Source organism: Paenarthrobacter nitroguajacolicus (assembly GCF_031455195.1).
Taxonomy (GTDB): Bacteria; Actinomycetota; Actinomycetes; order Actinomycetales; family Micrococcaceae; genus Arthrobacter; species Arthrobacter nitroguajacolicus_D.
Map to the genome: position 1 here is coordinate 83,319 of NZ_JAVDSH010000014.1, position 20,509 is coordinate 103,827.

A 20,509-nucleotide genomic window follows, 5' to 3' on the forward strand; every position below is an offset into this window, starting at 1 on the left:
CCGGGGCGACGGTGCGTGGGACGGCGCGGCGTGGCTGCGTCGATGCTCTGACATTAGGGGTGGGGGCGCATTCCGGCCAGTGCAGACGCGCGCCGCGGACGCGTTGATACGGGATCGAAACCATACCAGACGGTAGGTTACGGAATGGTTGCGACAGCGGCCCGCGCCGCGCGTTCGACGGCGGTACTTCAGTGCCGCCCGACGCCCCCGCGACGCTCTGCGTTAACCTTGTACGGGGCAGTTTCCGCTGCCAGCCAGGTTTCGCAGCAGCTGAAGGAGAGTAGTTGTCCCGTTCAGCCATGTCCTCAGCGGACGCCATCGGTGCGAGGCTCCGTGATCTCGAACTGTTAACCAAGGGCCCGGCATGGGCTCTGACGCGGTCCGCGCCGTGGGTGATCGCGGTGCTTCAGGCATCCTTCACCCGCACCCGGCCGCAGCTTCCGCTCGAAGAGTTCCATGCCGACGTCGACGCCTTCCTTGAGCAGCTCCGCCGGCAGGACCCGGCGCTGGGCGGCCAGCAGAACGGCAAGCTGTTCGGTGACGAATGGACCCGCAAGCAATTCCTGACCCGTCGCAACCAGTCGGGCCAGATCGTCTACGAAGTCACAGAACCTGCGGCCCGCGTGCTGGCATTCCTTGACAGCCTGTCGAGCGAGCGGTCCACGCTCAATGGTTCGCGGCTGGGCACCCTGTTGGGCGACGTGGAGAAGCTCGCCAACGAGACCAACCCGGATCAGAGCGCCCGACTGGAAGCCCTCGAAGAGGAGATCCAGGAACGCCAGCAACTCGTGGAGGACATCAGTTCAGGCGAGTTCGATGGCCTGCTTGACGACGAGGAAGCCGTGGAAGCTGCCGGCAACATCCTGGACCTCGCCGCCAGCCTGCCCGCGGACTACAAGAAGATGCGTGACCGTATCGAGGAACTGGTGGGCGAACTCCGCAACCAGATCATCGAGGAGTCGTTGAGCAAGGGTGCCACCATGGCCCAGGTCCTGGAGGCCGACAAGCGGCTGCGGCAAAGCCCCGAGGGACGCACTTTCCGCTCTTTCACGGCTTTCCTGGAAGACCCGCAGCAGCAGCTGCGCTTCCGGTCGGCAATCGGCGAAGTGCTGAGCCGGCAGTTCGCGGACGACCTTTCCCCTGAGGATCGCGAAACCCTCAAGAACCTCGTGGCGGAGTTGCGGTATCAGCACAGCCAAATCCAGCGGATCTACGGCAAGCTCTCGGAGAGCCTCAACACGTACATTCAAAGCGACGACGTGCGGCAGTCGGTCAGCTTGCGCAAGGTCCTCGCCGAGGCCGAGCAAGCTATCCGCTCACTGCCCTACGAGCGCGACCGGCCCGGCCTGGTCCGTGGACCTGTCCTGTTCAACGCCGGGTTCGAGTCGCTGGCCATGGTCAAGCTGTTCGACCCCGACGAGTTCGCCACGCCTCCGCGCCTGGCCGATCCCATCGCTTTCAGCGACTCGGACCGGGTTCGCTCGGCCCGCACCGGCAAGGCCAAACCCGCGGTTGTCCGGGCCGCGATGGCGGGATCCGCCACCTTGGCCGAGGCATGGGAGAACCTCCCCGCCGAGGAACGGCACATCAACACTGTCCGTACCCTGCTCTCCGTTGCACTCCAGTCGGGCGCTGCCTTCGACCGCGCCGCCTGGGAACACATTGACTTCGAACAAATCGACGGCAGCATCCGCACTGCGTACCTGCCTGTCGTCACGCTGAATGAGGATTCTGATGACTGAGGAAATCACGACTGAGGAAATCACGACGACGGATATCACCGACGCGGGCGAGGTCACCGTACCGGAGGGGGTCACCGTGGAAGCCAGCCATGCCGATCCGTTCCGGGTCACCCCGCGCGACTCCTTCGTCGACGGTGCTGCCTTGTTCCCGGGCGATACGGGCGTGCTCCCCATGAAGGTCCGCCAAGCATTGGTGAAGCTCCTCAAAGGCCCGTACATTGATGGCGGCCGGGAGGAGAAGCTGTGGACCACCCTGCTGGACAACCAGTTGATTCTCCGCAGCCGACTCTCGGAACTCTTCCTCACCTTGCAGCTGGACCACGACCGCAAAATCGCTGTCCTCCGCCCCGTCGATCCGGAGATCATCGGCGCAAGCTCCCGCTCCAGCATCCTCCGTCAGCAGCGTGCCTTGAGCCGCGTCGAAACCATTGTGCTGTTGAGGCTCCGCCTCCTCCTGGACCGCCACGTCACTGCCCAGACGGACCCGACGATCACCCGTGAGGAGATCTCGGACCTGGTGGCCAACTACACCCCCGCCGGCCAACAGGATGCCCTGCGCGATTCCGACGTGGTCACCCGCACCATCACCAAACTCCTGGCCCGCCAACTGCTCCTCCCCACGCCCTTGGACGACAGCTACACGATCAGCAACGCGCTGCCCCTGGCACTGCCCTTCGAAAACATCGGCGACATCCCGGCCCAAATCGAAGCGCTCGTGGCAGTAGCCGCCGACGAATCAGGCACAGAACCCCTCCTGGACCTGGACCCTGACTCCGACTCCAGCGACGACGACGACTCTGGGAACGACGCCGAGGCAGGGGACCGCACAAGCGGCGATGCCGGAGACATGCGGCAGCATGCGTCCAAGGGAGGAACGACCGAGCATGAGGAGCATGTGTCTGGTACCGCCGGGGACGCAACAACTGAAGGACAAGCCAAGTGACCATCGCAAGCATGCTCCCGCTCGGCGAGCTCACGAACCCCGGCCAGATGCGTTTGGCGTTGGTGCAGGTGGTCAACTGGGGCACGTTCCATGGCGCCCACACCATGCACGTCGACCGCAAGGGCACCCTCCTGACGGGCAACTCGGGCGTTGGCAAGTCCACGCTCTTCGATGCCATGCTTCGCGTATTCGATGCCCGCCCGCGCTCCAATGAGGCCGCGGCCCAGCGTTCCGGCGGCGCTGTGGAGGACAAGAGGACCACGTTCACGTACATGCGCGGCAAGGTCGGTGATAAGGCGGTGGGCGATAGCTCGGCCAGTGCCTTCCAGCGGCCGGGTGCCACGTGGTCCGCCGTCGCGCTGACGTTTGATAACGCAGCCGGCACGAAGGTGACGGTGTCCGCGCTGTTTGACCTGCCGAAAAACGGCACGGAATCCAGCGTGGGGCGTTTCTATGTCATCGACAGCAAGCCTTTGGACCTTGAAGCCATCGAGGGGATAGCGCAGAAGCGCTTCACCAAGGGTGCGCTGGAGGGGATTTTTCCGGACGGCCAGGTGTTCGATGTCCACAAGGCGTTCGCGGAGCGTTTCCGCAGGCTCCTGGGCATCAATTCGGACCAGGCGTTGCCGCTGCTTCGGGTGATCCAGGCCGGTAAGGGCTTGGGCGGCAGCGTGAACACGTTCTTCCGCGAGCAGGTTCTTGACGCGCCGACCACGTTGGCGGCCGCGGACGATGTGGTGGAAGAGTTCAGCAACCTGATGTCCATTCGGCAGCGGCTGGAGGACGTCCGGCAGCAGCGTGACCAGCTGGCACCGGTTCCTGGGTTGAACAAGGAGTACGCACAGGCGTTGCTGGACGCGAACCGCCTCCGGGAGTTGGCCGGCGAGGAGTTTGAGGCATATAAGCAGCAGCTTGCCGTCACAGTGCATGCCAAGACGCTGGCCCGGTTCAAGGAGCTTGCGCAGTCCAAAGCGCAGGAGCTGGCCGCCGAGCGTACGGTCCGGGATGCCCTCTCCAAGGAGCTCCGCGACCTTGAGCTGGACTACAACAACCGGGGCGGCAACGCCATTTCGGCCATAGAGCAGTCGCTGGAGAACGCCAGGGTTGGCTTGAAGCTGCGCCAGCAGGTGGAGGATTCGGCCAAGAAGGCGTTGGCTGACGCCGGCCTGAACCTTGAATGGTCCGCCGAGGGCTGGGATCAGGCGCATGAGCAGGCAGCCGCCCGGTCTGCTGAGTTGAAGGATGATTCGGAGGCCTTGAAGGAACTCCGCTTTGAAGCTTTCGATGGCCATGCCACCAAGAAGCGTGAGCTGGCGGCTGCCCAGCAGGAACTGCTGTCGTTGCGGTCGCGCAAGTCGTTGCTGCCGCCGTCGAGCATTGAAAACCGGGCCGCCATCGCAGCGGCGACTGGTGTCCCGGAAGAGCGGATGCCGTTCGGCGGCGAGCTGATCGACCTCGCCGAGGGGCAGGATCAGTGGCGCCCCGCAGCCGAGCGCGCGTTGCGGAACCTGGCCACCACGTTGCTGGTTCCGGGCGAACACTTCGCGGCGGTCACCCGGTACTTGAACGACAACACCGTCCGCGGGGCCCTGCGCGCGGTGGACGTGTCCAAACCCCTGGCCGGCGGCGCCCTGGCTGTGGAGGACGTGTCCGACGGCGACCTGTTGACTAAGTTGAGCATCCTCACCTCGGGCGCCAATGCCGACGCCGGGGAATGGATCCGCGAGCGGATCGCCTTGGACTTCGCGTACCCGTGCGTGGAGAATCCGGACGAACTGGCCTCAATGGACAAGGGTCTCAGCCTGGGCGGGGTGGTGAAACGCAACCGGCACACCGTGGAGAAGGACGACCGGTTCACCAGCCGTCAGGATTACGTGCTCGGCTTCGACAACGCTTCGAAACTCGAACTTGTCGCAGCCCGCGTCGGAGAACTCGAAAACGAGTTGGCCAAGGCTGCGGAGTTGGCGCAGAGTCGCGAAGACTCACACCAGGGCATGGCCCGCCAGCTCGAAGCGCTCCGCCGGGTTGCTGAAGACGAGCGGCCGTGGGAGCAGGTTTCCGCGGCAGTTGCTGCGGATGAGCTGGCCCGGATCGAACAGCGCCTGACGGATGCATTGGCAGCCCAGGCAGACCTTGAACCACTGCGGGCCACCATCGAGGCAGTCCGCGAAAAGCACCAGTCCTCAACAGGTGCGGCCGCTGTGCTGCAGAGCGAATACAAGGCGCTTGACCATCAGATGACCACCGCTGACGGCCTGCTCGATGCGGCGAGGCTGAAGCTTGAGCAGGCGCCGCCGTCGGCCTCTACTGTCACCGCGCTGGAGCCGTACTTCGCGGGTGCCGCGGAGGTGTCTGAGCTGTACGAGCTGGACAATCTCGCAAACAGCGTCCGGAACACGCTGCTCGATGAGCTTCGCGGTGCGGAGTCGCGCGGCCAGGCGACAGCCGAGCGGCTGACTCGCATGTTCGAGGCTTTCGTCCGCGACTGGGGGAGTGCCATCAGCGCGGACCACGGCACGTCAATCGGCGCTGCCGGCGATTTCGAATCCCGCTACCACGCGATCGTGAGCGATGGTTTGCCGGCGCAGGAAGCCGAGTTCCGGCGGTTCTTCAACCAGCGCACGCACGAGTCTTTCAGCACGCTGCTGCATTTGCTGGATGAGGAACGCCGCAGCATCACCAGCCGCATCCTCCCGCTCAACGGGATTCTGTCGCAGGTGAACTTCCATGAGGGCAGCTTCCTGGAACTGGACATCAAGCAGACCCTCCCCCCGACCGCCAAGGTGTTCAAGGACGCAATCCAGAACGCTTTGAAGGCCAAGCACACCCGGCCGTCACGCGGCGCTTCGCCGACAACCGAAAACGACGACGATGCGGAGCTCACCGCCCGCTATAAGTCGCTCGAAACCCTGGTTAAGCGGCTCGGATCGCAGACGCCGGAGGATCGTCGGTGGCGTGCCGAGGTGCTGGACGTTCGCGGGCATTTGTTCATCCAATGCAAGGAACACCGGGAGGTGCCTGCGAAGTCCGGCAAGGCCGGCAAGAAGAAGACCGAAGTCTTCATGCATGCTGATACCGGCTCCATGTCCGGCGGTGAGCGCCAGCGCTTTACGGCGTTCATCATGGCTGCTGCGCTGAGCTACCAGCTGGGCATTGCAGAGCAGGGGTTCACGACGTACGGCACCGTGATGATGGACGAAGCGTTCGTGCTGGCCTCGGAGGAGTTCGCTGGTGCCGGCATCAAGGCCCTTCACGAGTTCGGCTTCCAGTTGCTGTTGGCTGCTCCTGAAAACGTGATCGACCTGTCCCGGCACCTTGGCTCCGTCACTGAAATCCTGCGGGACAAGCGGACCAACCGCTCGGGTGTGCTCACAGCGCCAGTCATCGCCGGACCCGGCGAGCCTGGGGCCTGGCGGTCAGAGGCAAACCCTGTGGACATCGTCCTGCGCTAGAAAAGCAACGCGGGGTCACTTATGGCCCTTTGGGAGGCCCTTTATGGGCCAAAAGTGACCCCGCGTTGTTCCTGGGCGCTACTTTGAGTCGCCGCGGACCCGGTCAAGGAACAGCGCCGTCCGGGACTCCAGCCCGGCGATCTGCCGGAGTACGACGACGGCCGGGTCCGGGTTGATCTCGTTGACGGGTGGTTCCTTGCGCACATTGGCGCTGCAGCCGAACTCAGCACAAATCAGGGTTCCCACCGTGTTCCCGTCCTTGCCGGATTGCCCGGCCTTCTTGGCGACCCACAGGTAGACGTCCTCTTTGGAGAACACGTCGCGGCACAGTTCGCAAAGCACCACGCGTCTTTTCCCGGATCCACCCTCAGGCGCCCGGAGCAGCACTCCGGTGAGCTTTCCCTGGTGGTGAACTACAAGGTATCCACGCTGCGGCATCTTCTCGTCCCGCCAACCCAGGAACTCGAGGTTCTCCCAGTCGAGGGTGTCAAAGGTGGAGGGGAGGTTGAGTTTCGCAGCCTCGGAACGGCTGGCGTTGATAAAGGATGAACGGACCTGTTGGGCAGTGATTTTCTGCATGGCAATGCTTCCTTGGAAATGGTCGACGCCCGCGCCGAAGATGGCGCGGGATGGCTCGGTACGTCGGTCATCAGCGCGAAGGGCACAGCAACGCGCGCCCGCTATAAGCCGGGGCGGTCCGTGATGCCTGAAATGCCTAGAGGGATGCCGACGTATGGGGGAGTGCCAAGCAGGCCAAAGTGGCCACCTCGCTAACCGTGGCAGCAGCAACTGATGCAGTGCGCATGCTCAACCCCTCGTCGTTTTCCGTGGAAGCGGTAGTCCGCTGCCGCTATCCTCCCAAAAGCCGGGGGGCGCTGTCCACCCAATGTGAGTGAGGGGCGGGGTGCAGGGGGTGGGATGTGAGTGAGCGTCGGGGCTGTGATCTGCGCCTCAATTGGGAATAGGTGACGTAAATGTTTCTTAATTCTCGTCAGGCTAGGCTAGCCTTACTTAGGTTCGCATCACTTACCTAAGGAGTCCCGTGGCTTCCCTTCTCCCACGCCGCGCCCTGCTCAAAACAGCAGGTACCGCGACGGCCGCGCTTGCCGCCGTCGCCCTCACCCTCACCGGCTGCTCCACTGGCCCGGCAACCTCCACTCCGGCAACCGAGCAGGCAGAATCCGCAGCTTTCCCGGTAACCATCAAAAACGTCTTTGGTGAGACCACCATCAAGGAACAGCCCAAGCGCGTAGTCACTGTCTCGTGGGTCAACGATGACGTCGCGATCGCCCTGGGCGTTGTCCCGGTTGGCGTTCCGAAGAACGAATGGGGCAATAACGACAAGGGCTCCACCCCGTGGAAGGACGCAGCACTGGAGAAGCTCGGCGCCGGCTTTGGAACCGACAAGGCTCCGGTCCAGTTCTCCGAGGCAGACGGCATCAACTTCACCGAAATCGCCAAGCTCAACCCGGACGTTATCCTGGCCGCTTACTCGGGCCTGGAAGAAGCTGACTATAAGAAGCTCAGCGAAATCGCCCCCGTTGTGGCGCAGCCGGAGCTCGCCTACGGCACGCCGTGGCAGGAAAGCACCACGCTGATCGGCAAGGCACTGGGCAAGGAAGCCGAAGCCAAGAAGCTGATCGAAGACACCGAAGCCACCGTCGAGGACAAGGTGTCCAAGTACCCGCAGATCAAGGACAAGACCTTCATCTACGGCAACCTTGAGCCCGCCAAGGGTGACGGCGCCAACGTCTACACCGCCATCGACAACCGTCCCCGTTTCCTCTCGGAAATCGGCATGAAACTCGCTCCGGTGGTGGAGCAGAACACCAAGAGCAAGACCGAATTCTTCATCCCGTGGTCCGCTGAGAAGGCCAACGAGCTCGAGTCCGACGTCTTCGTGACCTGGGTTCCGGATGCCACCACGGCGGACGCCATCAAGGCCGACCCGCTGCTCGGCCAGATCCCCGCCATCAAGAAGGGCGCGCTGGTTGCCGATTCGGACCAGACCCTGACGCTCTCCATCTCGGCTTCCTCGCCGCTGAGCCTGCCGTGGGCGCTGGACACCTTCCTGCCGCAGCTGGGTAAAGCAGCAGACGCAGCAGGTAAGTAACTGCGATGAAGATGAGTACGACGACGGCACTTCAGGGGCGGGGCGACGGCACTTTGGTGGCGGCCGGCCCGGGAGGCATCACCCCTGATGGCAAGGGAACCGGAGCTGTCACCGGTTCCCGGGGTGCCACAGCCAAGCGCTCTGCGTGGCTGCTGGTGGCCGTCGTCGTACTCGCCGCAGTATGCGCCGCCTCCTTGGCGATCGGCGCACGCGGACTTCCCCTTAACGCCGTGTGGGAAGCCCTCACCAACTTCGATCCCGCAGACGGCAACCACGCGGTAGTTATCGCCCGTATTCCCCGCACCGTCCTTGGACTCCTGGCCGGAGCCGCACTTGGCTTGGCCGGCGCAGCCATGCAGGGCGTGGCCCGCAACCCGTTGGCCGACCCCGGCATCCTTGGACTGAACGCCGGTGCAGCCCTCGCGGTGGTGGTGGGTATCTACGTTTTCGGTGTCGGCTCGCTGTCGGGCTACATCTGGTTCGCTTTCATCGGCGCCGCAGCGGCCGCCGTCGTTGTTTATGCCGTTGCGTCCTTGGGACGTGACGGTGCGACGCCGGTCAAACTCGCCCTCGCGGGTGCGGCCTTGAGCGCCGGCCTGTTCTCTCTGATGAACGTCATTCTGGTTTCGAGCCAGGACACCTTCGACCGTTTCCGCTTTTGGCAGGTAGGCAGCATCGGAGGTCGTGACTGGTCCGTCCTCCTCCCCGCATTGCCGTTTCTTGCCGTCGGGGCAGTGATCATCCTCGCGGGTGGCCGCGTCCTGAACAGCCTCGCCCTGGGTGACGACATCGCCCGTGGCCTCGGCCAGAACGTCGCCTTGGCCCGCGGAATCACCGGACTAGGCATTGTGCTCCTCTGCGGATCAGCCACTGCGCTGGCTGGACCGATCGGCTTCCTCGGCTTGGTCATCCCGCACGCCGTCCGCTCCCTTACTGGACCCGACTACCGCTGGATCCTTCCCTTCTCCTTGGTCTCGGCACCCATTCTGCTCATCACCGCCGACATTATTGGCCGCGTGATCTTGCTCCCCGGCGAGGTTCCGGCGGGCATCATGACCGCAATCATCGGCGCGCCTGTCTTCGTGTGGCTCATCCGCCGTGGCAAGGGGGCCGGGCTATGAGCACCGTCCACAAGCTCCCCACCGAGTTGGAACTTACTGCCCCCAAACACCTTCATCAATTGTCACTTCGGCGAGTACCGAGCCCCACCTTCTTCCTTGGGCTGGCCCTCGTGGTCGTGTTCGCCGTGTACGTCCTCCTGGGCAGCTACACAGTGACCATTCCGGACTTCTTCACCATCGTCATCAACCACTTGACCGGTGGGGAGAAAATCCCCGGCGCTAGCTTCATCGTCATGGAGCACAAACTGCCACGCGCCGTAGTTGGAACCATGATCGGCATCGCGTTCGGCCTTGCCGGGGCGCTGTTCCAAACCATGCTCCGGAACCCGCTGGCAAGCCCGGACATCATCGGCATCAGCTACGGCGCCAGCGCGGCAGCCGTGACGGCGATCGTGATCTTCGGCGCGTCCGGCGCTGTTGTTTCCTGGGCTGCGCTGGGCGGAGCGCTCGGTGTCGCAGCCATCATCTACGCAATCTCCCGAGGCACTGGCTCAGGCTCGGGCGGTGGCAGCCGGGGCAACGCGGCAGGCAACCGCCTCATCCTCGCCGGAGTGGGGATCGCCGCAGCCCTCCACGCGGTGGTCAACTTCCTCATGACCCGCGCAGATATCCGCACGGCCGCCGACGCCCTCATCTGGCTCAACGGCTCCCTGAACTCCTCCACCTGGGACCGTGCCGGAGTTCTCGCAGTCTCGTTGCTGGTCCTGATCCCTGCTGTCATTGCACTGGCTGGCCCGTTGCGGATCCTCGAACTCGGTGATGACGCTGCAGCCGGACTTGGCATCAAGGTCAACGCAACCCGGCTGGGACTGGTGCTGACCGCCGTCGGATTTGCCGCCGTCGCAACCGCCGCGGCCGGCCCGGTAGCATTCGTCGCGTTCCTCGCCGGCCCCATCGCCCGCCGCGTCGTCCGCAAACCCAGCCTCCCGGCGTCGGCCCTCACCGGTGCGCTGATCGTGCTGCTCGCAGATTTCTTCGCTTCCAATATTGCCCCCGTCATCCTCGACGGAACCGTCCTCCCGGTCGGCGTCATCACAGGCGCCCTCGGTGCACCCTTCCTGCTGTGGCTGCTGGTCACGTCGAACCGAAAGGAGGCCTGAGATGGCCGTCCTTAATGCCAAGGACCTTACGCTCCAATACGAGGCACGCAAGGTGGTGGAGGGGCTCACCACTGAGATCCCCGAGGGCAAAGTGACTATGATCGTGGGCGCCAACGCCTGCGGCAAATCCACGCTCCTTCGCGGACTCTCACGGCTCCTGAAGCCAGCCGGCGGCACCGTGACGCTCGACGGCAAGGACATCCACACCCGTCCCGCACGCGAACTCGCCCGCACGCTCGGCCTGCTTCCGCAGCACCCCACCGCCCCTGACGGCATCACCGTGCGCGACCTCGTGGGCCGCGGGCGGTATCCGCACCAAGGCTTCTTCCGCAGCTGGAGCGCGAGGGACGACGCCGCAGTGCAGCGCGCGCTCGACGCCACCGACACGCTTGGACTCGCTGAGCGAAGCATCGACGAACTGTCCGGCGGGCAGCGCCAGCGTGTGTGGATCGCCATGGCCCTGGCCCAGGAAACCGACGTCTTGCTCCTGGACGAACCCACTACCTACCTGGACCTCGCGCACCAGGTTGAAGTCCTGGACCTGATTACCGACCTCAACCGTAGCCGCGGCACCACGGTGGCCATTGTGCTTCACGACCTCAACCTCGCCGCCCGCTATGCAGACCACGTCATCGCCATGAAGGGCGGGTGCATCGTAGCCGAAGGTCCCGCCCCGGAAGTGGTGACCGAGGAACTCGTGTTCAACGTCTTCGGCTTGGAATCCCGTGTGGTTCCGGACCCAATTTCAGGTACACCGCTGATCGTCCCCATCGGACGCCACCATGCTCGCCCCGCTTCAACCAACGAACTGGAGATCGCCTCATGAGTGCACAACCCACCCAGGCTAAGGCAAGTGCCGCAGTGGAACCCATGACCCTCGCCTTCGACGTCACCGTTACGGCCGTGCAGGAGCTGAGCCCCAACTTCCGCCGGATCACGTTTGGCGGTTACTCCCTGCGCGACTTTGGCGTAGCAGGGGACACCCTGGACCTGCGGGTGAAGCTGATGATTCCCTCCTTCGACGCCTCCGGGCAGCAGATTCCGCTGCCACCCTTCAAGATGGAAGAAGCCGGCTGGTACCGGGAATGGCTGGCCATGGATCCCGCCGTCCGCGGGGACATGCGCACCTACACGGTCCGCTCCGAAAGACTCGACGCCGTGTACCCCGAAATCGACATCGATTTCGTCATGCATTTCGACGACGACGGCCACGGCGGGCCCGCAGCCAACTGGGCCGTAGCCGCGAAACCCGGTGACGCGCTCACCATCATCGGACCCAACAACCGCGCAGCACAGTGCACCACGGCCGGCGCCTACGGTGGCATCGAATGGCGACCCGGCCTCGCCCAGCGTGTCCTCCTCGCGGGCGACGAAACCGCGGTGCCCGCCATCAGCGCCATTTTGGAAAGCCTCCCCGCCGACATGACCGGCCACGCGTTCCTCGAAGTACCCTCGGCGGCAGATTTCCAGGACATCTCCACGGCCGCCGACATCGAAATCACGTGGCTGGCCCGAGGTGCGGCCATCGGACGATCCCGTCCGCACGGCGAGCTCCTCAAAGAAGCCGTGGCCAAAGCCGTACCAGTGCCCGGCTGGGTAGGCCTCAAAGGGACCGGGACGGCCGCCGGCCCCGAGCCCGAAGACGTCAACGTGGACCAGGACATCCTCTGGGAGACCCCCCAACGCATGGACGCCGCAGCCATCGAAGCCACCAAGAACCCCACGCTGCCCGCCGGCGCGCTGCCGTTCTACGCCTGGATTGCAGGCGAGGCGTTCGTCATCAAGGAAATGCGGCGGTACCTGGTGCGGGATGTGGGCATCGACCGCAAGCAAGTTGCGTTCATGGGGTACTGGCGGCGGGGCAAAGCCGAGGGCTGATCCTCTCCGCTGGGTGGCCGCTTGGCAGCCATCCTCTGCGCGCTCGGTCGTTCCTCCCTTAGACGCGCGCTGCCGGATGCCCGCCAACCGGCCCACTTCCGACGCTCTCTCACATGCCTCCTGCTTCCCGCTGACGCTCTCTCACATCCCGTTTCCCGAGTTCACTTGGGGTTGGCTCGCACTTAACCGCGCGGCGGTAGCGTCGGGCAGGTGGTGGCTGGGGAGAACGTACGACGGCGGTTTGTCGCCTTGGGGGATTCCTTCACCGAAGGCGTGGGGGACCCGAGTAAGATCCTGCCCAATGGGGTCCGTGGCTGGGCCGATCGGGTGGCCGAGAAGTTGGCCAAGGCCGAGCCGGGCTGGGAGTACGCCAACCTGGCCGTGCGCAGCAAGAGGCTCCGGCACATCATCGACGAACAGCTCGAGCCCGCGCTGTCCATGGAACCGACGCTGATCACGCTGTACGCCGGCGGTAACGACATCCTCGACTTCGGAACCGACATGGATGCGCTCCTGAATGACTACGAACTGTTGGTCGCGCGGTTGAGCGGAACAGGCGCTACGTTGGTGCTGTTCACCGGCTTTGATGTGAAGGTGTCCGCCGTGCTGGAGCCCTTCAAGAAGCGCAACACCCTCTATAACCAACGCGTTCGCGACATCGCAGCCAAATACGATGCCGTCCTGGTTGATTACTGGTGCTTCGACGCCTACAAGGATTCACGGATGTGGGCCCCGGACCGGCTCCACATGTCCAAGGCCGGCCACAAATACCTGGCCGCCCAGGTCCTGGACCACCTCAACGTGCCGCACAAGATCTCGCCCAAGGAGTGGGACCCGCCTACCCGCATGTCAGTGCGCGAATGGGAACGCCGGCAGCGCCGTTGGGTCAACGACTGGGTGGTGCCTTTGTTCGGACGCAAACTGCGGGGCATCACGCTGGGGGACACCCTCAGCCCACGCTGGCCGCAGCCTGTGAAGGTCCCACGCAAAGGCGGGCTGAAGAAGCTGGTGCAAGACCGGGAGGCAATGCAGTGAAGGAACAGACCAGGTTCGTGGCACTCGGAGACTCCTTCACAGAGGGGGTTGGCGACATCGACCTTAGGCTGCCGAACAATTGCCGTGGCTGGGCGGACCGGGTGGCCGAGGAACTCGCCCGGCACGATGACCGCACACAGTACGCCAACCTTGCCATCCGAGGGCGCCGGCTTCAGCGGATCATCGACGAACAAATCGAGCCCGCCCTGGCCATGAGTCCAACGTTGGTCAGCTTCTACGCAGGCGGCAACGACCTCTTGATGGCAAGGCTGAACATGGCCCAGCTCATGCGGGACTACGAGCATGCCGTGAGCCGCCTCAAAGCCAGTGGAGCTACCCTGCTGCTATTCACGGGCTACAACGTCCCCTTGTCTCCTTTGCTTGAGCCCCTCAAGGTCCGCACGGCTATCTACAACCGCAGCATTCGACGGCTGGCCGCGAAATACCAGACGCTCCTGGTGGACTACTGGTGCTTCGAGAAGTTCCAGGACGCTGGTATGTGGGCTCCGGACCGCCTGCACATGGCCTCTCCCGGCCACAGTTATATGGCCAAAAAGGTCCTTGAGGTCCTGCGTGCGCCGCACTCGCTCCAGCCGCCAGCGCTCGCCGTTCCCCGTCAGGGGTCCTTGGCTAAGAACATCGTCGACGACGTCGCCTGGCTGAAGCGCGACGTCGGACCGTGGTTCTCGCGTCGGCTCCGGGGCGTCTCAAGCGGCGACCACTTGGGTGCGCGTTGGCCGGAGCTGATGCCCGTGGTGCTGCCCGAACGGCTGGGTACCGCAAAAGCCCGGGAAGTTCAGCTGTCGAGCAGGTTTTCGTAGCCTTCAGCGACGCTGGTGGCGGTGAATTCGATGATCTCGAAGTCGGCCACGCCATTGCTGTAGAACGGGTCCTCGGCCAAGGACGCGTCCAGCGTGGCCCGGTCAACTTTGGACAGAAGCACGCCTCCCGTGGCTGGGACGCGACGGCCCGACGCGAGGAAGATCCCGCCGTCGAACGCTTCCTTAAGCCAGGCCATGTGGCCGGGTCGGTGAAAGTCGACAATTTCGTCGGGAACCTTGTAGGTCAATGAGACAACGAACATGCGCACAGCCTATCTGTTGGGCCGCCAAGGAGACCTAAGGAAGCTGTGGATTCTCATAAGATGGGTGCATGACTCAACCCCGCTGGCTCAACGCCGACGAACGCCGCGCCTGGCTGGCGCTGCTCAGCATCAACACCCTGCTCCCCTCGGCGTTGGACACCCAGCTGCAGTCGGCCGGTAAGCTCTCCCTTTTCGACTACAACGTGCTGGCCATGCTTTCCGAAACTGAAGGCCGTTACCTCCCCATGAGCGAGCTCGCTGCGCGGACAAGTGCCTCTTTGTCGCGGCTCTCGCATGTGGTCACCAAGTTGCAGAAACGCGGCTGGGTCGAACGGCAGGCGCACCCCGGCGATGCCCGCGTCACGGTCGCGCACCTGACCGACGCAGGAATGTCCACCATCGTGTCCCTTGCCCCGGGACACGTGGAATCCGTGCGCACGTTGATGCTGGATTCGCTGAGCCCGGACGACGTCGCCGACCTCGCGCGCATCGGTGAAAAGATCGTGGCCCGGCTGGACAACAACCACTGGATCCTTCGGGACTCCTAAGCGGACGAATAAACGCTGCTTTGTGGCCGTGACAGGTGAAGTGGCAAACTGACGGCATGGATTTTTCTGCCCGTTATGTTGCACTGGGGGACTCGTTCACAGAGGGTGTCGGCGACGACGACCCCACCCGTCCCAACGGCGTTCGCGGCTGGGCCGATGTTGTGGCCCAGCAGCTCGCCCACAGCAACGCGGGCTTCGGCTACGCTAACCTCGCCATCCGCGGCCGGAAACTCCGCCAGATCATGGCAGAGCAAGTGGATGCCGCCGTCGCCATGAATCCAACCCTGGTGACGCTGTACGCGGGGGCCAACGACATCCTGCGGCCCAAGATTGATATCGATTCGCTCTTGGAGGAGTACGACGCCGGCATCGCTAAGTTGAGCGCGACGGGCGCCACCGTAGTCCTCTTCACTGGCTTTGATGCGAAAGGCTCAAAAGTCTTCAGCGCCATGCGCGGGCGTACGGCGATCTACAACGAACTGGTCCGTGAAATCGCAGAAAACCACGGCGCCTTGCTGGTGGACTACTGGCGATTCGACGAATACGACGACTGGCGCATGTGGGGCGAGGACCGGATGCACATGTCCACTGCCGGTCACGTCAATATGGCAAAGCGGGTGCTGGACGTCCTTGAGCACGAGCACGTGATCGAGGTGCCGGAACTGGCCCCGTTGCGGCTGGCGAACCGGGTGGAGTCCCTCAAGGCCAACGCCCGATGGCTGCGGGAATCTGCTGCACCCTGGGTATCGCGCCGCCTGCGGGGGGTCTCTTCGGGGGACGGCCTGAGCCCGAAGTACGCCCAACTGGTCAGGCCGCTCTAAGCGGCTTTCCTGAAACCGGGCGTCGAAAGAAGGGTTCCGTCCCGGCGAACCGCGAGCACCTCAACGCCCCACCTGTCCACGGCCCGATCCAAGGCGCCCGCGCCACCGGCAACGATGGCCGTTGCAAGGACGTCGGCAGTCACTATGTCCGATGCGGCAACGGACACCTGCGCGAATTCCGGCCTGTTCGAGCCAACCGCCCAGATATGTTCCCCACGTTCCGCTGACCCCGACGTTGCCAGGGCGCTCATGGATTTCAAGGGGAAAGCTCCCAATAGCGCCTGCCGGTCCAAAGGATCCACGATGCCGGCAAGCCACGGTTCCTTGGTGTCCGGGGCTGAGTGGCCGGGATCGGGCGACCCACTCACCAGCACGTCCCCGCCGGCGTTGACGCACCAGTCCCGCAACCCAAGTGCCCTCAGCGATAACGCCGCTTCGCGCATGGCATGTGCTTTCACGATCCCGGACAGGTCCAGACCGCCATCAGGCCGCTCTGCCGTGAAGGCCCCTTCCGTCGCGAGCCGCCACTCGGATGCTTCGGCGTAAAGCTCCTGCATTGATTCGGAGGCGTACGCCAGGGTCAGCTCACCGCGGTCCAAACGGCTCGCCTCCGATCCTGCCCTGTAAAGGCTGAACGTCAGGTCCAGGTGGGTGAAAATTCCTTCCACGACCTCGACGGCGGACTCGACCTCGTCGACGGCGGTCTCGGCCGGCGCTGTGCTTGCCACGGTCAGGCTCACCACGGTGCCCATGCTGGGGAACGTACGGGCCCGGAGCCGCTGCACTTTAGAAGTTTGCTGCATCGAGGGCCGCCTGGAGGGAAGTGAGGTAAGCGTCGCTGGTGACAGTCGCGCCGCCGATGGTTTGGACGTTGGCTGATTGGGCTTGCAGTACTTCAGACCTCAGCACAGGCGCGGCCCGGCTGCTGATCTGCGCGGATTTCCGTTCCGCATCCGTGAGCTGGAGGGGTGTGACTTCGGTAATCTTGCCGTCCTGGATGGTGACCCGAACCTGCACGGTCCCGAAGCGGGTCTGGACCTGCGTGCCGTCGAAAGTTGCCGCCGTCGTACTTCCCGTGTTGGTGCCGGAACTGCTGCCGGTTCCGGTGTTACCGGAACTGCTGCCGGTTCCTGAGGAGGAGGACCCGGTGTTGGTGCCTCCGCCGGAACTTGTGCCGCCGCTCGTTGCGCTGCTACTGAGGCTGGTGGTGGTCGCCGCGCCGGTTTCGGCGATATGCGAGCCGGACTGCCAGCCGGCCAGAAGAATGCCTGCCAATGCGACGGCGGTTGCCAAGGCTGCTCGAATTCTCACCAGTCGAACCTTTCGTAGTGGAGTTGCTCCGCGGGGACGCCTGCCAATTCGACGTCCCGGATAACGGACGCCGCCCAAGGGGACGGGCCGCAAACATACACATCGGCGTCCGCGATGCCCTGAACATAGGAGTGGAGTCCAAAACCGGCCTGGGCCACCTCCCGCGGAAGCCACGCGTGATCGCCGTGCGAACGTGGCCCCAGCAGGTGGAAGAGGGTGACGCCCCGGGCTTGGCAAAGCGCCATGATTTCCTGCCCAAGAAAGAGTTCGGATTCGTCATGGCCGCGGATCAGGACGGTCGCGTGACCAGGTTCGAACGGCGTGGTTTCCAACAGCGACCGCAGTGGCGTGATCCCGATGCCGGCACCGATCATCACCACGTCATCGCGGGATCGGGCTGCGGTGCTGAACAAGCCGTAAGGTCCCTCGATCGCCACCTTGGTTCCCGGCCTGATGCGTGCCAGGCGGGCAGAACCCTCGCCCAGGTTGCGGACAGTGATACGCAGTTTGCCGGGTCGGTTTCGGTCTCCGGGGACTGGTTCCGCGGAAAGGCTGAACGGGTGCGACTGCCACCACTGGCCAGGTGCCAGGAAGCGCCACAAGAAGAACCGGCCGCCAGCCCCGGATAGGCGCTCCAGATTCCTGCCCGTCATTTCGATGCTGAAGACATCCGGTGAAACCCGGACCACGCGACTGACAGTGAGTTGGTGCCTGAAGCTTGCTGCTAGGGGCTGGTATACGCGGAACCAGGCCAGTGCCAACCCCGTGCCGATGCACAGCGCCAGCCAATACCAGCGTTGCCACGTCCCTTCGGCAAACAGCCCGCCCACACTGAACTGGTGGGGGATGGCAGTACCAACAGCCGCGTACGTCAGCAGATGCACCACATACCAGAACTCGTAAGGGAACTTGCGGCGGACCGCCACCAGGGACGTCACCACGACAGCGATGAACAGTGCCATGGACACAAAAGCCAGCCACATGTCAGGAACGTTGATCCAGAGCGAGATGGACTCGCTCAACGGGTCAAGTCCTTCTGCGGCGCCGTATCCAATAGCTACGAACAGCCCGTGCGCCAGGAGAAGATAGAGTGCCGGCTTCCCGAGGGATTTATGGATCTCCAAGGCACGATCATGTCCGATCGCGTTGTCGACCACAGGAATCCTTGCCGCCAGTAACAGCATCAAAAGAACAAGGTCCATGCCGATCAGTCCAGCGACGATACCAAGGGCAGTCATGGTTCCAGCGAAGCTCGAGAAGCCGCTGGCCCCGCCATCGGCCAGCCAAAGAGCCACCGCCGCAGCACCCGACAACCAACCCGCGGCCCCGAGTAAATCTGCCCGGGCCAGCCGCCGTCGTGATTGGGTACGGAAGCGGTCGACGGCGGGTGGCCGCCCCGCCGGTGGCGGCGCCGGCATGCTGTCCGCTGACGTATCAGGGTTCAATAACGAGGTCATGACTCAAGACTCGCCAAGCATCCTTTGGTTCTGCTGTGAAAGAGCTTTAGGGGGCGTATGATGCCTGATTGGTCTTAATTTGGCTTGGCCCGTAGAATAGTTAGGCGCTAGGTAGTGCGGATCGTGTGCAATTGCTCCGGTCGGCGGTGAGTGTCAGTCTACTGACCTCCCGATGGCCGGTAGTTAGGGGCTCAAGTTGCGTGCATTCCTGTATTCGCCCGGTATCCCAGGACATGTTTCAGTGGTTTCCACTGCTCTGTCCTGAGGCCAACCTTCTTCGCCGCACCAGTTGCGGAAACTACCGAAATGGTTTGGGCCGGATGCGGACGCTGCCTGTCGCACGGTAACGCAGGAACATCTGCACGCCGTTACATTCAAACTTTGGAGGAGAGTCATGGCAGCACACTGCCAAGTGACCGGAGCCGAGCCGGGCTTTGGACACAGCATTTCGCACTCGCACCGTCGCAACAAGCGTCGGTTCGACCCGAACATTCAGAAGAAGCGCTACTGGGTTCCGTCCCTGCGCCGTAATGTCACGCTGACCCTGTCAGCCCGTGGCATCAAGACCATCGACGTACGCGGCATCGACTCAGTCGTTGCTGACATCCTGGCACGAGGAGTAAAGCTCTAATGGCAAAGGACAAGGACGTACGTCCGATCATCAAGCTGAAGTCCACCGCGGGCACCGGTTACACCTACGTAACCCGCAAGAACCGTCGTAACGACCCTGACCGCCTGGTCTTGAAGAAGTACGACCCCAAGATCCGCCAGCACGTCGAATTCCGAGAGGAGCGCTAAACACATGGCAAAGAAGTCCAAGATTGCTCGCAACGAGCAGCGCAAGGTCATTGTTGAGCGTTACGCTGCCAAGCGTCTCGAACTGAAGAAGACCCTGGTTGACCCCAACGCGACTGACGAAGCACGCGAAGCTGCACGCCTCGGCCTGCAGAAGCTGCCCCGCAACGCCTCCCCGATCCGTCTGCGTAACCGCGACCAGATCGACGGCCGTCCCCGTGGCACGCTCCAGAAGTTCGGTATCTCCCGTGTTCGCTTCCGCGACATGGCTCACCGTGGTGAGCTCCCGGGCATCACCAAGTCTTCCTGGTAATCACGAAGCTCTGAAAGGGCCGGCAACCGTTATGGTTGCCGGCCCTTTTTGTGTTTAAGCGTGCTTTCCGGGTGTGGCGGAGGGAGGCGGTTGCGTGGTGAGTGGTGCCGGGGGCGGTGATCCTCGGCGCGCTCGGTCGTTCCTCCCCAGGATGCGCGCTGCCGGATAACCGCCGCCGCCTTCCGACGCTCTCTCAGGTCCCGCCGGGTTGGGCCCGGCGCTCGCTCAGGTCCCGCCGGGTTGGGCCCGGCGCTCGCTCAGGTCCTTTGGCGTTCGACGGCGGTGGGGTGGTTCGCTGTTGGCGTGCGGTGTGGTGGGTGGAGACTGTTGTGACGGGCCTCACTCCTCCTGATGCGGGGTTGTTTTTGGTGGTGGGGAGGAGGTTTGGGGGGTTTTGGCCCTTGTTTGCAGGGGAAGAGCTGGGTGTTGGGGGCGATTTGTGTGCGGGGTCGTTGACGTGTAATGTCTTCTGAGTCGCCGCGAGTGAGACAGCTTGGAGCTGAGAACCGCGGAGGCCAACCTCCTTCAAAACAGCCTGAAATATGGTGCGCTTCCGAGCGTGCCTGAGTTGGGTGGGGCCGAAGACTGGATCAGAAATCACGGAAACGTTGATTTGCCAAGATCTGGTTGATCGGGTAAGTTTGAAAAGTTGCTCCGGAGCGATCCAGTTGAGGCTGGTGGTAGTGCTTTGGAATAGTGACCTGTTGTTTGAGAACTCAATAGTGTGCCAAGTTTGTTGATACCGATTGTTTTATTGATTGGTTGAAATTATGGCTGGATCATTGCGCACCCCCGT

Annotated in this window: 20 protein-coding genes; 15 read left to right on the forward strand and 5 right to left on the reverse strand. The window is 63.5% G+C overall.

The window, feature by feature from the left end; translation table 11 throughout:
• Nucleotides 1-284 precede the first annotated feature (284 nt).
• The 3 genes from J2Y68_RS21850 to J2Y68_RS21860 are packed head-to-tail and all read left to right on the forward strand — an operon-like array spanning nucleotide 285 to nucleotide 6,137.
• Entirely contained in the window at nucleotides 285-1,742 is a 1,458-nt protein-coding gene (locus J2Y68_RS21850; RefSeq protein ID WP_211710654.1) for a DUF3375 family protein, read from the forward strand.
• Entirely contained in the window at nucleotides 1,735-2,685 is a 951-nt protein-coding gene (locus tag J2Y68_RS21855; RefSeq protein WP_309997042.1) for a DUF4194 domain-containing protein, read from the forward strand. Before J2Y68_RS21850 ends, J2Y68_RS21855 begins: the two co-directional genes overlap by 8 nt.
• Complete coding sequence (locus J2Y68_RS21860; RefSeq protein WP_309997043.1) at nucleotides 2,682-6,137, forward strand: ATP-binding protein; 3,456 nt, start codon at nucleotides 2,682-2,684, stop codon at nucleotides 6,135-6,137. The genes J2Y68_RS21855 and J2Y68_RS21860 overlap by 4 nt, the downstream gene beginning before the upstream one ends.
• A gap of 78 nt (nucleotides 6,138-6,215) precedes the next feature.
• Here J2Y68_RS21860 and J2Y68_RS21865 read toward each other — a convergent pair whose 3' ends face one another.
• Complete coding sequence (locus J2Y68_RS21865) at nucleotides 6,216-6,716, reverse strand: FBP domain-containing protein (RefSeq protein ID WP_309997046.1); 501 nt, start codon at nucleotides 6,714-6,716, stop codon at nucleotides 6,216-6,218.
• 463 nt (nucleotides 6,717-7,179) lie between these two features.
• Between J2Y68_RS21865 and J2Y68_RS21870 the strand changes: the two genes are divergently transcribed.
• The 7 genes from J2Y68_RS21870 (at nucleotide 7,180) to J2Y68_RS21900 (ending at nucleotide 14,205) form a co-directional block, all read left to right on the forward strand.
• Nucleotides 7,180-8,250 carry an iron-siderophore ABC transporter substrate-binding protein gene (locus J2Y68_RS21870; RefSeq protein WP_309997049.1) on the forward strand — a complete coding sequence of 357 codons (1,071 nt, stop codon included), beginning with the start codon at nucleotides 7,180-7,182 and terminating at the stop codon, nucleotides 8,248-8,250.
• Nucleotides 8,251-8,255: 5 nt separating this feature from the next.
• Nucleotides 8,256-9,371: a FecCD family ABC transporter permease gene (locus J2Y68_RS21875; protein WP_309997051.1), complete on the forward strand. Its 1,116-nt coding sequence runs from the start codon at nucleotides 8,256-8,258 to the stop codon at nucleotides 9,369-9,371.
• The gene (locus J2Y68_RS21880; protein WP_309997054.1) at nucleotides 9,368-10,471 is read left to right on the forward strand and encodes a FecCD family ABC transporter permease; all 1,104 of its coding nucleotides are present in this window, start codon (nucleotides 9,368-9,370) and stop codon (nucleotides 10,469-10,471) included. The genes J2Y68_RS21875 and J2Y68_RS21880 overlap by 4 nt, the downstream gene beginning before the upstream one ends.
• A gap of 1 nt (nucleotide 10,472) precedes the next feature.
• Nucleotides 10,473-11,297 (forward strand): ABC transporter ATP-binding protein, encoded by an 825-nt coding sequence (locus J2Y68_RS21885; protein ID WP_309997057.1) that lies wholly within the window; start codon nucleotides 10,473-10,475, stop codon nucleotides 11,295-11,297.
• Nucleotides 11,294-12,349 (forward strand): siderophore-interacting protein, encoded by a 1,056-nt coding sequence (locus J2Y68_RS21890; protein WP_309997059.1) that lies wholly within the window; start codon nucleotides 11,294-11,296, stop codon nucleotides 12,347-12,349. Before J2Y68_RS21885 ends, J2Y68_RS21890 begins: the two co-directional genes overlap by 4 nt.
• 213 nt (nucleotides 12,350-12,562) lie before the next feature.
• Entirely contained in the window at nucleotides 12,563-13,384 is an 822-nt protein-coding gene (locus tag J2Y68_RS21895) for an SGNH/GDSL hydrolase family protein (protein WP_309997062.1), read from the forward strand.
• Nucleotides 13,381-14,205 (forward strand): SGNH/GDSL hydrolase family protein, encoded by an 825-nt coding sequence (locus tag J2Y68_RS21900; RefSeq protein ID WP_309997065.1) that lies wholly within the window; start codon nucleotides 13,381-13,383, stop codon nucleotides 14,203-14,205. The genes J2Y68_RS21895 and J2Y68_RS21900 overlap by 4 nt, the downstream gene beginning before the upstream one ends.
• On the opposite strand, the gene J2Y68_RS21905 is transcribed toward J2Y68_RS21900, so the two are convergent.
• A complete protein-coding gene (locus J2Y68_RS21905; protein WP_309997067.1) occupies nucleotides 14,181-14,468 on the reverse strand; it encodes a YciI family protein in 288 nt (95 codons plus the stop codon). The genes J2Y68_RS21900 and J2Y68_RS21905 overlap by 25 nt on opposite strands.
• Before the next feature lie 68 nt (nucleotides 14,469-14,536).
• On the opposite strand from J2Y68_RS21905, the gene J2Y68_RS21910 reads away from it, so the two are divergent.
• A complete protein-coding gene (locus J2Y68_RS21910) occupies nucleotides 14,537-15,016 on the forward strand; it encodes a MarR family winged helix-turn-helix transcriptional regulator (RefSeq protein ID WP_017198795.1) in 480 nt (159 codons plus the stop codon).
• Between the two features lie 56 nt (nucleotides 15,017-15,072).
• Entirely contained in the window at nucleotides 15,073-15,837 is a 765-nt protein-coding gene (locus J2Y68_RS21915) for an SGNH/GDSL hydrolase family protein (RefSeq protein WP_309997070.1), read from the forward strand.
• Here J2Y68_RS21915 and J2Y68_RS21920 read toward each other — a convergent pair.
• From J2Y68_RS21920 to J2Y68_RS21930, 3 genes are read right to left on the reverse strand one after another with little or no spacing between them, the layout of a single operon-like run.
• Nucleotides 15,834-16,640 (reverse strand): FAD:protein FMN transferase, encoded by an 807-nt coding sequence (locus J2Y68_RS21920; RefSeq protein WP_309997072.1) that lies wholly within the window; start codon nucleotides 16,638-16,640, stop codon nucleotides 15,834-15,836. The genes J2Y68_RS21915 and J2Y68_RS21920 overlap by 4 nt on opposite strands.
• Nucleotides 16,624-17,148 (reverse strand): FMN-binding protein, encoded by a 525-nt coding sequence (locus J2Y68_RS21925; RefSeq protein WP_309997074.1) that lies wholly within the window; start codon nucleotides 17,146-17,148, stop codon nucleotides 16,624-16,626. The genes J2Y68_RS21920 and J2Y68_RS21925 overlap by 17 nt, the downstream gene beginning before the upstream one ends.
• Nucleotides 17,145-18,605 carry a ferredoxin reductase family protein gene (locus J2Y68_RS21930; RefSeq protein WP_309997076.1) on the reverse strand — a complete coding sequence of 487 codons (1,461 nt, stop codon included), beginning with the start codon at nucleotides 18,603-18,605 and terminating at the stop codon, nucleotides 17,145-17,147. The genes J2Y68_RS21925 and J2Y68_RS21930 overlap by 4 nt, the downstream gene beginning before the upstream one ends.
• Before the next feature lie 394 nt (nucleotides 18,606-18,999).
• On the opposite strand from J2Y68_RS21930, the gene rpmB reads away from it, so the two are divergent.
• From rpmB to rpsN, 3 genes are read left to right on the forward strand one after another with little or no spacing between them, the layout of a single operon-like run.
• Entirely contained in the window at nucleotides 19,000-19,236 is a 237-nt protein-coding gene (gene rpmB, locus J2Y68_RS21935; RefSeq protein ID WP_011776361.1) for a 50S ribosomal protein L28, read from the forward strand.
• Nucleotides 19,236-19,403: a 50S ribosomal protein L33 gene (gene rpmG, locus J2Y68_RS21940; RefSeq protein WP_003798558.1), complete on the forward strand. Its 168-nt coding sequence runs from the start codon at nucleotides 19,236-19,238 to the stop codon at nucleotides 19,401-19,403. Before rpmB ends, rpmG begins: the two co-directional genes overlap by 1 nt.
• A gap of 4 nt (nucleotides 19,404-19,407) precedes the next feature.
• The gene (gene rpsN, locus J2Y68_RS21945) at nucleotides 19,408-19,713 is read left to right on the forward strand and encodes a 30S ribosomal protein S14 (RefSeq protein ID WP_011776360.1); all 306 of its coding nucleotides are present in this window, start codon (nucleotides 19,408-19,410) and stop codon (nucleotides 19,711-19,713) included.
• The last annotated feature ends 796 nt before the right edge of the window (nucleotides 19,714-20,509 follow it).

Bases quoted from the DNA above. Each gene is read 5' to 3' on its own strand.
- rpmB (WP_011776361.1), top strand. From the start codon at position 19,000: ATGGCAGCACACTGCCAAGTGACCGGAGCCGAGCCGGGCTTTGGACAC.
- rpmG (WP_003798558.1), top strand. From the start codon at position 19,236: ATGGCAAAGGACAAGGACGTACGTCCGATCATCAAGCTGAAGTCCACC.
- J2Y68_RS21915 (WP_309997070.1), top strand. From the start codon at position 15,073: ATGGATTTTTCTGCCCGTTATGTTGCACTGGGGGACTCGTTCACAGAG.
- J2Y68_RS21885 (WP_309997057.1), top strand. From the start codon at position 10,473: ATGGCCGTCCTTAATGCCAAGGACCTTACGCTCCAATACGAGGCACGC.
- J2Y68_RS21880 (WP_309997054.1), top strand. From the start codon at position 9,368: ATGAGCACCGTCCACAAGCTCCCCACCGAGTTGGAACTTACTGCCCCC.
- J2Y68_RS21920 (WP_309997072.1), bottom strand. From the start codon at position 16,640: ATGCAGCAAACTTCTAAAGTGCAGCGGCTCCGGGCCCGTACGTTCCCC.
- J2Y68_RS21890 (WP_309997059.1), top strand. From the start codon at position 11,294: ATGAGTGCACAACCCACCCAGGCTAAGGCAAGTGCCGCAGTGGAACCC.
- J2Y68_RS21855 (WP_309997042.1), top strand. From the start codon at position 1,735: ATGACTGAGGAAATCACGACTGAGGAAATCACGACGACGGATATCACC.
- J2Y68_RS21865 (WP_309997046.1), bottom strand. From the start codon at position 6,716: ATGCAGAAAATCACTGCCCAACAGGTCCGTTCATCCTTTATCAACGCC.
- rpsN (WP_011776360.1), top strand. From the start codon at position 19,408: ATGGCAAAGAAGTCCAAGATTGCTCGCAACGAGCAGCGCAAGGTCATT.
- J2Y68_RS21910 (WP_017198795.1), top strand. From the start codon at position 14,537: ATGACTCAACCCCGCTGGCTCAACGCCGACGAACGCCGCGCCTGGCTG.
- J2Y68_RS21930 (WP_309997076.1), bottom strand. From the start codon at position 18,605: ATGACCTCGTTATTGAACCCTGATACGTCAGCGGACAGCATGCCGGCG.
- J2Y68_RS21875 (WP_309997051.1), top strand. From the start codon at position 8,256: ATGAAGATGAGTACGACGACGGCACTTCAGGGGCGGGGCGACGGCACT.
- J2Y68_RS21905 (WP_309997067.1), bottom strand. From the start codon at position 14,468: ATGTTCGTTGTCTCATTGACCTACAAGGTTCCCGACGAAATTGTCGAC.